Source organism: Oleidesulfovibrio alaskensis DSM 16109, assembly GCF_000482745.1.
Classification (GTDB): Bacteria; Desulfobacterota; Desulfovibrionia; order Desulfovibrionales; family Desulfovibrionaceae; genus Oleidesulfovibrio; species Oleidesulfovibrio alaskensis.
Genome location: NZ_AXWQ01000013.1, coordinates 136,574 through 149,673 on the forward strand (window position 1 = coordinate 136,574; position 13,100 = coordinate 149,673).

General features: G+C 61.2%; 13 protein-coding genes. 11 read left to right on the plus strand and 2 right to left on the minus strand.

The features are described from left to right. The 5 genes from H586_RS0108960 (at position 1) to H586_RS0108985 (ending at position 5,083) form a co-directional block, all read left to right on the plus strand. Positions 1-903 (plus strand): pyridoxamine kinase, encoded by a 903-nt coding sequence (locus tag H586_RS0108960; RefSeq protein ID WP_011368562.1) that lies wholly within the window; start codon positions 1-3, stop codon positions 901-903. Next, positions 894-1,751, plus strand: coding sequence for a glutamate racemase (gene murI, locus H586_RS0108965; RefSeq protein ID WP_011368563.1), 858 nt, complete (start codon positions 894-896; stop codon positions 1,749-1,751). Before H586_RS0108960 ends, murI begins: the two co-directional genes overlap by 10 nt. Before the next feature lie 26 nt (positions 1,752-1,777). Next, positions 1,778-2,890 (plus strand): pyridoxal-phosphate-dependent aminotransferase family protein, encoded by a 1,113-nt coding sequence (locus H586_RS0108970; RefSeq protein WP_027181868.1) that lies wholly within the window; start codon positions 1,778-1,780, stop codon positions 2,888-2,890. A gap of 568 nt (positions 2,891-3,458) precedes the next feature. Continuing rightward, the gene (locus H586_RS0108980) at positions 3,459-4,613 is read left to right on the plus strand and encodes a KamA family radical SAM protein (protein WP_027181869.1); all 1,155 of its coding nucleotides are present in this window, start codon (positions 3,459-3,461) and stop codon (positions 4,611-4,613) included. A gap of 314 nt (positions 4,614-4,927) precedes the next feature. Next, the gene (locus tag H586_RS0108985; protein WP_011368566.1) at positions 4,928-5,083 is read left to right on the plus strand and encodes a rubredoxin; all 156 of its coding nucleotides are present in this window, start codon (positions 4,928-4,930) and stop codon (positions 5,081-5,083) included. A gap of 160 nt (positions 5,084-5,243) precedes the next feature. Here the strand turns inward: H586_RS0108985 and H586_RS0108990 are convergent, their stop codons facing one another. Then, positions 5,244-5,825 carry a BON domain-containing protein gene (locus tag H586_RS0108990; protein WP_011368567.1) on the minus strand — a complete coding sequence of 194 codons (582 nt, stop codon included), beginning with the start codon at positions 5,823-5,825 and terminating at the stop codon, positions 5,244-5,246. 182 nt (positions 5,826-6,007) lie between these two features. Here H586_RS0108990 and H586_RS0108995 point away from each other — a divergent pair, with 182 nt between their 5' ends. Continuing rightward, positions 6,008-7,345, plus strand: coding sequence for a glycerate kinase type-2 family protein (locus H586_RS0108995; RefSeq protein WP_011368568.1), 1,338 nt, complete (start codon positions 6,008-6,010; stop codon positions 7,343-7,345). Between the two features lie 138 nt (positions 7,346-7,483). On the opposite strand, the gene H586_RS0109000 is transcribed toward H586_RS0108995, so the two are convergent. After that, the gene (locus H586_RS0109000; RefSeq protein ID WP_011368569.1) at positions 7,484-7,759 is read right to left on the minus strand and encodes an HU family DNA-binding protein; all 276 of its coding nucleotides are present in this window, start codon (positions 7,757-7,759) and stop codon (positions 7,484-7,486) included. Between the two features lie 229 nt (positions 7,760-7,988). Here H586_RS0109000 and H586_RS0109005 point away from each other — a divergent pair, with 229 nt between their 5' ends. The 5 genes from H586_RS0109005 (at position 7,989) to H586_RS0109035 (ending at position 13,002) form a co-directional block, all read left to right on the plus strand. After that, positions 7,989-8,459, plus strand: coding sequence for a GyrI-like domain-containing protein (locus H586_RS0109005; RefSeq protein ID WP_011368570.1), 471 nt, complete (start codon positions 7,989-7,991; stop codon positions 8,457-8,459). 32 nt (positions 8,460-8,491) lie between these two features. Next, a complete protein-coding gene (locus H586_RS0109010) occupies positions 8,492-9,076 on the plus strand; it encodes a hypothetical protein (protein ID WP_011368571.1) in 585 nt (194 codons plus the stop codon). A 9-nt stretch (positions 9,077-9,085) separates the two neighbouring features. After that, entirely contained in the window at positions 9,086-10,153 is a 1,068-nt protein-coding gene (locus H586_RS20045; RefSeq protein ID WP_051363950.1) for a tetratricopeptide repeat protein, read from the plus strand. 1,272 nt (positions 10,154-11,425) lie between these two features. After that, entirely contained in the window at positions 11,426-12,637 is a 1,212-nt protein-coding gene (locus H586_RS0109030) for an aminopeptidase (RefSeq protein WP_011368573.1), read from the plus strand. Positions 12,638-12,669: 32 nt separating this feature from the next. After that, positions 12,670-13,002, plus strand: coding sequence for a hypothetical protein (locus tag H586_RS0109035; protein WP_011368574.1), 333 nt, complete (start codon positions 12,670-12,672; stop codon positions 13,000-13,002). Positions 13,003-13,100 lie beyond the last annotated feature (98 nt).

The window sequence follows — 13,100 nt, forward strand, 5'->3', positions numbered from 1 at the left end:
ATGCGCACCCCAGTGCCGCGCGTGGCGGCAATACACGATCTTTCCGGCTTCGGGCGCACCTCGCTCACCGTGGCCATGCCTGTACTTTCGTCCATGGGCGTTCAGGTTTGCCCGCTGCCCACGGCGGTGCTGTCCACCCACACGTCCGGTTTTGAAAACTTCAGCTTTGTGGACCTGACGGAACAGATGCATTCCATCCTTGACCACTGGCAGTCGCTCAACCTCAAGTTCGATGCCGTCTACAGCGGTTTTCTGGGCTCGCCGGAACAGGTGGACATCGTGGCCCGCTGCATCGACATGTTCCGCACTCCGGACGGGCTTGCGGTGGTGGACCCCGTCATGGGCGACAACGGCGAAATGGAGCCCACCATGACGCTTGAAATGGTTCACCGCATGCGCTGGCTGGTCACCAAGGCAGACATAATAACCCCCAACTTTACGGAAGCGGCCTTTCTGCTGGACGAAAAGTACACCACCGAAGCCACTGTAAGCACGGTGAAAGACTGGCTGCGCCGCCTCACAGCCATGGGGCCATCCATAGCCATCATCACCAGCGTGCCGGTGCACGGTGATGAACGGCGCAGCGCTGTTATGGCATACAACCGCCGGCATGACCGGTTCTGGAAAGTAGACTGCTCATATATTCCGGCACATTACCCGGGAACGGGTGATACGTTTGCCAGCGTGGTCACCGGCGCGCTGCTGCAGGGCGACAGCCTGCCCATAGCCATGGACCGCGCCGTGCAGTTTGTCACCATGGGCATCAGAGCCACCTTCGGGCACAACCTGCCAAGCCGCGACGGTATTCTGCTGGAACGGGTGCTTGATACACTAAGAGCGCCGGTCACCAGCAGTTCGTTTGAGCTGCTGGACAACGACGGGGAGCAGTGCGCATGCAGATAGAATCCGGCTGCGATTCCCGCCGTGACCTGCCCATCGGCATGTTCGACTCCGGCGTGGGGGGCCTGACCGTGCTCAAGGCACTGCGCCGCCGCATGCCCTGTGAAAGCATTTTGTATCTGGGCGATACCGCCCGGCTGCCCTACGGCACAAAATCGGCCGAGACGGTCACCCGCTATGCCTTGCAGGCTTCGGCCAGACTGGTCGAAAGAGATATAAAGCTGCTGGTGGTGGCCTGCAACACCGTGAGTGCCACGGCTCTTGAGCCGCTGCGCAACGCCTATCCGGGCATTCCGGTCATAGGCGTGGTCCAGCCCGGCGCACAGGCCAGCTGCCGGGCATCCGCCACGGGGCGTATTGCGGTTATCGCCACGGAATCAACCATTCGCGGCCGCGCGTACGAGCGTGCCATCCACGCCATCAGACCGGATGCCCAGACCACCGGCGCGCCCTGCCCCCTGTTTGTGCCGCTGGCCGAAGAAGGCTGGCTGGACGGCCCGCTGGTCGAAGGCATAGCCGCCCGCTATCTGAACCCCATCTTTCATCCCGCCTCCGGTTCCGGCAGGCCGGAAACACCGGATTGTCTGGTGCTGGGCTGCACTCATTTTCCGCTGCTGGCCGGTGCCATACGCAATGTCATCGGTGACGGAGTGACCATAGTGGACAGCGCGGCCATCACTGCAAAAGCGGTGGAGGCGGAACTGCGCGCCAGAGGTCTGGAGCGCCGGGCCACTGAATGCGGTGAGACAAGATTTATGGCCACGGACGATGTTCCCCGTTTTTCACGCACCGGCGGTCTTTTTCTGGGTACTCCGGTCGCCCCCGACGAAGTGGAACTGGTGGACCTGTAACAACCGGCAACGCCGGAGGATACGGCATGAACGCTTACACTGAAATTCCCATGGTTCCGGGGCCCACCACCCTGCACCCCGATGCACTGGCGGCCATGGGCCGTGATTACGGTTCAGGACAGATAGAAACTGCCTACCTGCAGCTGTATGCAGACACGCAGAAACTGCTGGGCACGCTGGCGGGTACCGGCAACGATATGGTGATAATGACCGGCGAAGGCATGCTGGCCCTGTGGGGAGCGCTGAAGAGCTGTCTGGCTCCCGGTGACAGGGTGCTCAGCGTGGCCACAGGCGTCTTCGGCGACGGCATAGGCGACATGGCCGCCGGTCTGGGCTGCGAAGTGCGCAAAATCACACTGCCCTTCAACGCCACGCTGGACGACCTGACCGCCGTGGAAGAGGCTGTCGACCGTTTCAGGCCGCGCATGATCACCGCTGTGCACTGTGAAACGCCGTCCGGCACGCTGAACCCGCTGGCAGAACTGGGCAGGCTCAAAGCAGCCATGAATGTTCCGCTTTTCTATGTTGACGCCGTGGCAAGCCTTGGCGGCGCTCCCGTAATGGCCGACGACTGGCATGTGGACCTGCTGCTCGGCGGCTCGCAGAAATGCCTCTCCGCACCGCCTTCCATGGCCTTTGTGGGAGTAAGCCCCGCCGCATGGGAGGCAGTGGAACAGCGGGCCTATCAGGGCTACGACGCACTGGGACCTTTCCGTACAGTGCACAGCGACGGCCGCTGCCCGTATACCCCGTACTGGCACGGCACGGCGGCGCTGCATGCCGCCGCCGCGGCCATTGTTGCCGAAGGAACAGAACAGGTTTTTGCGCGGCACCGCAATGTGGCCCGGCAATGCCGCGACGGTCTGCAGGAGATGGGCATCAGGTTGTTCACCGCTGAAAACGCTGTGAATTCACCCACAGTAACCGCGGCACTTGTTCCCCGAGGCTGGGAATGCGCTGCATGGCTGCAGGCGCTTGCCGCACGCGGTCTGCGCGCCGCAGGCAGCTTCGGCCCCATGGCGGGCAAGGTGTTCCGGCTGGGGCATATGGGTACACAGGCACACCCCCGGCTGATGGAAAAAGCCCTGCAGGTCATGGCGCAGGTGCTGGAACAGGGTCCGGCGGCATCCCGCCGCTGACTCTGCGCACATGGTTATCTGAAAAAATGTCCGGCACGGCGTACAAGCTGCGCCGGACTTTTTTTCACTCCCGCGCCGGCCGCGCGCAGGCAAAAGCGGTCCGCAATCCATCTCTGCGCCGTGCGGCGCACGGCAGTTTCAGTGCCATCTGCCGGTCATGGCGGCCCAAAAACCGGCCCACGCCGGGTTCTGCCGCATGAAAACAGCCCGTAGCGCCCGCCGTGTCCGGCAAAATAAAGCTTGATTATCAAGTTTATTTTTTCTAAGGTGCTGCCTGCACACAACGGGGAACGCGCATTCTCTCTGCGTTCCTCCCGCAGGTCACACGGCACAGACCTGTCATATACAAAGACGGTTCACCTGCCTTTTCATCCAGCGGCATCATAAACCGCTTTTTTTATCCGTGACCGCCGGTTCTGCCTTCGCGCGCAGGTTCCGGCGGTTAGCCCGATTTCGCATACGTTCATGCTGCACAGCCGGTTTTCCGGCTTCGCCGGCCTGTCCCAGACATGCCGCTCATGCGTTGCCCGTGCGCTGCCGCGTACACAACGCCCCAAGGAGACTGCCCATGACCCGTCAGCACGCTACGTACACGAGCTGTATCAACTCACTGCCCCTCGACGCACAGGAAGCCCGCGCGCTGCGGCCTGTGATGGAATATTACGCATTCAGGGCCAACGACTACTATCTTTCGCTTATCAACTGGGATGATCCGGCCGACCCCATCCGCCGCATCATTGTGCCGCACCCCGACGAGACAAAGGACTGGGGCGAACTGGATCCTTCTGACGAGGCCCGCTACACCGCCGTGCCCGGCATGCAGCACAAATACCGCGACACGGCCATTCTGCTGGCAGGCAAAGCCTGCGGCGGACTGTGCCGGTTCTGCTTCCGCAAGCGCATTTTCATGGAGGGCGGCACACCGCCCGTGCCGGACACCGGAAAAGCGCTGGCCTACATAAGGGCGCACAAAGAAATTACCAACGTTCTCATCTCAGGCGGCGATCCGCTGCTGCTGCCCCTGGCTGAACTGGAACATATCCTCAAAGGTCTGGACACCGTAGACCATCTGCAGTTCATCCGCATAGGGTCGCGCATGCCCGTCTTCGACCCCGGTCTCATCGCCGGCAATACCCGCCTGCTCGAGCTGCTTTCGCGGTATTCCAGACCCGGACGCAAGCTGTACATGCAGACACACTTCAATCACCCGCGCGAACTTTCGCCGCTGGCGCTGGAAGCCGTTGACGCCCTGCAGCGCGCCGGCATCATAATGACCAATCAGACACCGCTGCTGCGCGGCGTGAACGACTGCCCCGAAACGCTGTCGGAACTGTTCGCAAAACTGGCGGGAGCCGGTGTGCCGCCTTATTACCTGTTTGTCTGCCGTCCCACCAAAGGCAACAGACACTTCACGGTGCCCATAGAGGAAGGATACGACATACTGCAGAAAGCGCAGAAAACGCTCAGCGGCCCCGCCAAGCGTGTACGCTATGCCATGTCGCACGCCACCGGCAAAATCGAAGTGGTCTCGGTAACTCACGATCAGGTGGTATTCCGCCGCCACCGGACGCCCAATCCGGCCCACTCCGGTTCTCTGCTCAGCTTTCCGCGCAATCCTGCCGCTACCTGGCTGGATGATTACACCGCTCCTGCCGGTAAAGGCATGCCCCGCAGGATGGAAGGCATACCCGGCTGGGGAAGCCGCAGCAGCCGCGACGCATAGTCCCGACATCACCTTCGTTACGGATTCCGCGGCTGACCATACAATCAGCCGTTACCGAAGACAAAGGCCGCATTCATCACAGAATGCGGCCTTTTCGGGTGTTTGTCTGAACTGCGGTACGGCCCCGTGCCGCTCGGGCGGATTTCATTGACAATACTGCAAACCGGAAGCTATGGGACAGAGACTGGAAGCTGCCCCTTTCAAGCACCGTGCTGAAAAAGCGCTCCGGACGAGGCGGGTCTTGTTTCCTGCCGGCGCGAACGCGGGTACGTCTTCATGTTCAACGCAGAACCCCGCAAACACAGGAGAATATGATGGATAAATACGAATGCCCCTGCGGCTATGTCTACGACCCCGAAGTGGGTGACATCGAAAACGGTGTTCAGCCCGGAACCGCTTTTGCCGACCTGCCCGAAGACTGGGTATGTCCGCTGTGCGGCGCGGAAAAAGAATTTTTTGAAAAAGTTTAGACCGGCGCATGCACCGTGTCAGGCCGTCTTCCAGCCGGAAGGCGGCTTTTTTTGCGCCCCGTGCCGGACAGCATGCCGCGGCACCGCCACGGCAAAAGTCTGCCCCTCACGCACAGCGTGCACAGGCGACGATGAATGCCGTGCGTTTCTTACGCCCTGCTCAGTCGCGCCCCATTCCGTCCTGCACATGCAGAAAAGACCGCACCTGTCCCACACCTTCCACGGCGCGGGCTGCCGCCACGGCCTGCGCAGCCCCGGCACCGGAAGGCACGGGGCCCATCAGTACCGCATCGCCGCGCACAGTATCAACGACCAGTGCGGAGATATCCAGCCCTTCCACGCCGGAAAGCGCATCCATAACCCTGCCTGCCAGCGCGTTATCGTGCACGTCTGCCGCATCACCGGCAGGCGGAAACACGTAACCGGCCACTGCGCTTATTTCCGGAGCCCTGCGCGCCTCACGCACCACCTGCGCAAAGGTGTCATCGTCCGCTTCTCCTATAATGAACGCGGTGTCCTGCCATGCATACACCGTCAGCCCCGCCGCTCTGTCGCCCAGCGCGGCCAGTGCCGCACGCACGGCCTGTTCGGCTTTTTCATTGCGGGCATACGCGGGAACGGCATCCGCAGCGGAACTGTCTGCAGAAAAAAGCCCCCCGCCCATGCAGCCCGGCAGCGCAAGCACAGTTGTCAGCAGCATGGCGGAAACAAAAAAACGACGCAGCACGGTATAATATCTCATATCAGCGGATTCCTTTTGTCTGTCTTACGTTGACCGTGTAGTAGCACGGCACACAGCCTGTGTCACCCGCAGCGCGGGCGTTGTTCCGCACAGCGGATTTCTTGACCGGCCGGACTTCCCGCAGCTACCATAAGCGCCCCGCACACATACCGGCGGCCATCGCCGCAACAGGAAGAATACTGATGACAAAAAATCCCAGAGCAGTGCTGCGCAGCCTGCTGGATGCGGCCCTGCAGGCCGTGGCGCCCGACAGGGCCGTGCACCGCCATGTTCAGGTACAGGACAACCTGCTGCACATCGACAACAGAACATACAATCTGGATGACTATGACCGTATTCTGGTGACCGGCGCCGGCAAAGGCGCGGCCCCCATGGCGGCAGCACTGGAGCAACTGCTGGGCGAGCGCATCACGCAGGGAGCTGTATGCGTGAAATACGGACACACGGTACCCTTGCGCCGCATCACGCTGTACGAGGCTGCGCACCCGGTGCCCGACGCCGCCGGAGAAGCTGCAGCCAGACGCATGCTGGAGCTTGCCGCATCCGCCACCGGCCGCGATCTGGTGCTGTGTGTACTTACCGGCGGCGCCAGCGCACTGACCCCGGCACTGGCCGACGGCATATGCCTTGCCCACTGGCAGGCAGCCACGCAACGGCTGCTGGCATGCGGCGCCACCATCCACGAGATCAACGCCATCCGCAAACACGTGTCTGTCTTCGGCGGCGGCAGACTGGCCGCTGCAGCCAGTCCGGCCACGCTGGTGGCGCTGATAATCTCCGACGTGGTGGGTGACGATCTGGATGTCATTGCATCGGGGCCCACATCGCCGGATTCTTCCACATATGAAATGTGCCTCGGCATTCTTGACAGATACGGACTGCGGCACAGCATGCCCGCAGCCATAACCCGCAGACTGGAAGAGGGCGCGGCCGGCAGGGTGCCCGAAACTCCGGCACAGGGCGATGCCGCGTTTGACCGCGTGCACAACGTACTGGTGGCCAACAACAGGCAGGCACTGGAAGCCGCAGCGCAGGAAGCCGCGCGGCAGGGATATACACCGCGCATACTGACCAGCACCATGACCGGCGAGGCACGGGAAAAAGCAAAAGAACTGGTGACAGCCGCACGGCAGCTCTGCGCGGGTGAACCGCTTTCCGGTCCGGTGTGCCTGCTGGCAGGCGGCGAAACCACGGTAACCATAACCGGTGCAGGTCTGGGCGGACGCAATCAGGAAATGGCACTGGCCGGAGCCATGCACCTGCAGGACTGCAACAACATTACCATGCTGTGCGCAGGCACGGACGGCAGCGACGGCCCCACGGATGCGGCAGGCGGCTTTGCCTGTGCGGCCACGCTGAATGCCGCACGCTGCTGCGGGCTGGATGCCGGAGCATGTCTGGCCGACAACAACTCTTATGTTTTTCTGGAAAAAACAGGCAACCTGCTGAAAACAGGTCCCACGCTGACCAACGTTATGGATATGGCACTGCTGCTGGTAGAATGCCCCGACGCGGCCTGAGCAGCCGCCGTGCACACGGTGTTTCGCGTGCGGCGCACGCATGGCCTGACTCCGCCGCCGGAGCGGACCGCCACAGACATAAATAAAAAACGCCCCGCAAAGCGGGGCGTTCATGCATTCCGGTTCCGGAAAGACTGCTTATTTAACGGCGTCTTTCAGAGCCTTGCCGGGGGTGAACTTCACCACTTTGCTGGCGGGAATGGTCATTTCTTCGCCGGTGCGGGGGTTGCGGCCTTTACGGGCGGCGCGTTCGGCAACCTTGAAAGAACCGAAACCGGTGAAGGTCACGGAATCACCGGCGCTCAGCGCTTCGGTGATAACGGCAATGGTGGCGTCCAGAGCAGATTCGGCCTGGGTCTTGGAATTCATACCGGCTTTGGCAGCAATCTTCTGAACCAGTTCAGCTTTGGTCATTTTCAATCTCCGATTCTATATGACGTTAAATTAAGGCGTACGCCGGGCGCCGCCTGAAAAGGCGATATCACGAGGTAGCCCTTCTTTCAGACCATCAGTCTCTTGTCAACCGCAAACTCGCAACAGGGGCCACTTTACGCAAATTTCTCACGAATCCGTCCTCAAAACGCCTGACTGTTGGACAACGCCGCAGTGTGGTGTATAGAGGCAAAAAGCGCAAGAGGTTGTCATGGATATACGTGTTGTCATGCTGAGCGCCTTCACTGTTGCGGGTATCCGCGCGTACGGGCCGTACAGTGTTTCAGCGCCGGAAGCGTGGAATACGCTGGCCCCGTGGCTGGCGCGCATGGAAAAATCCGGCGCGGAGCTAAGCTACTGGGGTATCATGCATGACGATATTCATATCACACAGCCCGAAAAAATACGGTATGATGCCATGGTGGCCGTGCCTGCCGACCTGCGGCTGGACGGCAGCGTGTTTGCCCGGCGCATGGATGCGTGCGAGTACGCCATGGCCGAACATAAAGGCCCTTACCATGAAGTGCAGGCCATATGGCTCAGTCTGTTCTGGGACTGGCTGCCCTTCAGCGGCCGGTGCCCCGCAACCCTGCCCTGTCTGGAACAATACATGGGCAACCCGGTGCGCACCCCTTCGGCACTGCTGACAACACGCCTGTACCTGCCTCTTGCCCCTTTGTAGCAAGCAAGACTGCCCCATAAGGAGACACCCCCGTGAAGAAATCACTTTTCCATCTGCCGCTGCTCGTGTGCATCACCGCCGCCGCGATGCTGCTTTCCGCCTGCGGCCCTTCGGAACACGTCCGCCTGCGCTATACATCGCAGGCGCCCATCATCGCCCCCGGTCCCGACGCCGCCAAAGTTATCGTGGTGCGCTTTGCCGATGCCCGCGAAACCACCGCCGCCGGACTCCGCAAGGACGGCACCAGCTTTACCCCGCTTTCAGGCATGGCACACTGGGTAGCTGACGCACTGTATCAGGAACTGGCACGGCGCCCCGTTTTTGCAAGCTATGTCACCGACCCCGCCAGTGCACAGGGCAAGGGGTATGTGGTGACCGGCACGCTGCGCAAGGTGTGGATTGAAGAAAAAAGCGCCATCGACTACCAGACCACTGTGGAAATGACCGTAACCATGACCTCCGGCGACGGCGAACAGGTTTTTTCCGAAACGCTGCGCGGTTCGCTGACCAGACGGGTTGTGCCTACTGAAGACGCGACTCAGGAACTGATGACCGAGGCCCTGCGAGACATCGTGTCGCCTCTGGCCGATAAAATTGTCGCCGCCACGCGCAGATAGGCTGCTTCTGTGTTCTTTACTGCGCCGGACAGGCTCCAGTGGGCCCCGCACCTTGCACTGCTGCTTTTTCTGCTGGCACACTGTCCGGCGCATGCACAGCCTGCGCCCCCCGCAGGCCCTGCGCCGCTGACTTTTTCGCACACGGTGGCGCAACCGTACGGGGGTGATCTTTCAGAAGAAAATGCGCACGAGGCGGCAGCGGTACTGGCCCGCCATGCCCTTGTGGATATGGTGGCGCGATGGCTGGCTTCACGGCCGCAGCTGGACGGAGCATTTGAAGAAATTTCCGCAAGACCGGTGGCCGACGCGCTGGTGGAAGCGCATATAACCGGCTCTGAATTTTTCGGCTACGAGAACGACGCAGGGGCGGCCGTGACCATGGAGACAGCCCTGCACCCCGAAAAAACTGTTCTGCAGGCGACGGTGCTGCTCAGCCAGCCCATGCTGCTGCATCTGTATGCCGCCTGCCTGAAACGCGAGCAGAACATCCTGAACCAGTTTGTCGCGCTGGCCGCCGCACGCCGTTCTCCCGCAGACCGCGCACCCGGGCGCGAGGCAGCCTTCAACCGTCATATCCGGTCACTGCGCAGCATGCGGATTTACCGTCAGGCCCTGCCCCTGCTGCAGGCTGACGGAGTATGGCAGGCACCGGAAACAGTGGTGGAGACCATGCGCGAGGCCATAGATAAAGACGGACTGAATCCGCTGCCGTGGAATGCCCTGGGTGAAGCACGCTTTCAACTGGGACAGACGCTGGAAGCCGCAGGCGATCAGGACACGGCGCTGCGGCTTGACCCCGCCTTCGCCCGTGCATGGCACAGCCGCGGCACAACCTACCTTAAACTGCATCTGCCCGAACTGGCTGTGGAAGACTACTCCGCAGCCATCAGTCTGGCGCCGCAGATGGCCCAGTTCCGGCAATCACGCGGAGCAGCCTATCTGGTGCTCAAAAATTTTTCCGCCATGTGTGAAGACTACCGCACGGCCTGCGGACTGGGGCGCTGCGAAAGTCTGCACTGGGCGCGCACCCGCAATTACTGCACCGCCCCCCGCTCTGCAGATACGACCGCACAATAAACTGACAGAAGTCAGCTCCGGCTCCTCAGACGCACCGCCATGTGTTCCGGCACCACGCCTGCAGGCCCGGGCGCAGCCCTGCTTCCTTCCGGCTGCCTCCGCCCGATTCCATACGATTCCGCCCGACGCTGCACAGCCGGTTTTCCGCCCGTCTTCCCGGACAGATTTTGCCGTTTGCCGGAACAAAGAAGCCAGTGCGGCAGAAGCATTTGGCAGCCCGAAAAGCGGCTGGCCGTGTCCCAAGGGGTGCAAGGACACGGCCAGCGGTGCAAGGGAGGAGGATGAAGGCAGTGTTGCCACCGCCCGTCTTTCACAGCCTGCTGCCAAGGCTGTAAAAGTCGCGCCGCCGGTTACGCGGCGCTTTTCACACTGTTCCAGAATACTCCGCCACAAGGCTTGTGCCATTATTTTCTGTCAGACGGACAGGCACCGCCATACATGGTCATCACCGGATTGCGTAACACTTGCCGCGCGTGCGCCTGCTCATGCAGCCAGTCGGCATGCGGCCAGTCGGCATCCGGCCAGTCGGCATCCGGTAGGACGGAGTGCGGCCATGCAGCATGCGGCAGGCGCATCAGCCGCACCGGCCCTGCCGCTGTACCTGTCATACCGGACACAGCGGACATACCGGCAATAGCGGGCACAGCACACCGCCTGCCAACGCCTACAGGGCAGGCACTCCGGCCGCCCCCGATCCGCCACGGCGGAACACGCGCTAGCAGAGTATGCTCCACGCTGTTCCGCATTCTCAGCGCCGGACTCATCTCCGAAGACGATGTCATGCGGAATCACCTGCTGTCACATTCCCTTCGCTATTTTTTGAGCGCCTTGCATATCATAGGAAACCGGAAAGCATTTTTCTGCGCAACAGGGCTTGACGTCCACCGTCTGCCGGAGTAGGAATCTCTTCACTGTTTGCACAAACAAACAGCGTGATACCTTCTTCCTTTGCGGGTTATGATACCCGCGATGCTACTGTGTGTGCCGTGTGGCGCCGGGGCGGGTGTGCCGCCCCGGCAACGCGCAGCAGGCCGCCAACATCATGCAATCACTTCCGGTCGTACAGAACGGAAACGATATACAGCGCAAACGCTCTGCAACTGCCTGCATGCCGCGAACCTTCCGCTCGCGGCATGCTCTTTTTTTACTCTCTGCCTTTGTGTGGGGTGCCGGTTCGCGCTGCTGGCAGCCGGCTGCTTCGTCCGGTCAGGCATTTTCAAAAGACTTGCCCTCCGGCGCGGCATGACGCACACTTGCGCCGGAGGCACAATCATGTTCACACCCGTCTTTACCCCCGATGAACTGGAGAAATATGCCGAAGTGCTGCTGTGGGGGCTGAAGCGCGGCAAAAAAAGCCCGCTGGCCAAAAGCAGCTTCATACTTGTGCGGTACCACCTGCCCGCGCTGCCGCTGGCGGAAGAACTGTGCGCGCTTCTCCACGACGAAGGCATGATTCCCGTACCGCGCATGCTGCCTACCCCGCGCATGGAACGTGACCTGTACACCAAAGCCAACAACAAGCGGCTTACCACGCTCATCCCCGGCGAGCGCGACCTGCACAATCACCTGCACGGCACCATATCACTGCTTGCACCGCAATCGCTTACGCACCTTTCCGGCGTAGAGCCGGAACGGCTTGCCATGCACCAGCAGTCGCGTCAGCCTGTTCAGCACATAACACGCACCCGCGAAGAAATGGGGGCCTTCGGCTGGACTTTGTGCGTCTATCCCACCGAGGCGCAGGCACAGGCCGCGGGCCTTTCGCTGGCAGAGTATGCACACGAAATCAAAAACGCCTGCCTGCTTACCGAAGGCGATCCCGTGCAGTCATGGCGCATGCTTGCCCGTCATGCCGAAGACATCCGCAACTGGCTGAACAGCATGGACATGGTCAGTCTGCGCACGGAATCCGATTCGGTCGATCTGCTTGTGACTCTGGGAGAACGCAGGGTGTGGGCGGGCATCACGGGGCGGAACATCCCCAGCTTCGAGATGTATGTCTCGCCCGACTGCAGGGGTACCGAAGGGGTGTATTACGCCGACCTGCCCTCCTACCGGTCGGGCAACATTGTCAAAGGCATCAGACTTGAGTTCAAAGGCGGACGGGTGACGTCACTGACAGCAGAAGAAGGACACAGTTTTGCTGTTGAGCAGGTGAACAGTGATCCCGGTGCCGCCCTGCTGGGAGAATATGCACTGGTGGACAGACGTTTTTCGCGCATCGGCAGATTCATGGCCAATACGCTGTATGACGAAAACCACGGCGGGCGGCACGGTTCCATGCATATCGCTCTCGGCCAGTCATACAGCAACACCTTTGACGGTCCGCCGGAAGACCTTACCCCCGAACTGCGGCGCAGTTTCGGCTTCAACACGTCCACCCTGCACTGGGATATGGTCAACACAGAATCAAAACGCGTCACCGCCCTGCTGCGCAGCGGTGAAAAACGCACCATTTACGAAAACGGACGCTTCACCCTTTAGCCGCTGCCCCGCCGGAGCGCTGCCATACCGCCATGCAACATATTCTTATCAAAGTTTACGGGCATATCTCGCCCGCAGGAGAAGCCCTTGAATGCGCCCTGCGCAACGAACAGCCGCAGAAGGAAGACGGCACCGAAGCGCTGGAACGCAACGGCGATATGCTGCTGATTTCCTACGAAGGCATGTACTATCCCATTGAAGAGGTGGTGGACATTGTCAGGCAGGCGCTGCAGCCCGCAACGGAAGGCAAGATAGACTACATAGATATGGATGCATGGACGCTGACCCGCTACACCATCAGCGCCGGAACCATGACCGAGGCCACCCGCAGCCTGAATCACGTCATGGCATATTCCGGCCACTGATGCCGCGCGCACGCCCCCCGTGCGGGCAGAGCCGTCCGCCGCAACAGCAGGCGGTGCGGTTTCTGACGGCGTACACCATCGGGCACGGCTTTCCGGCG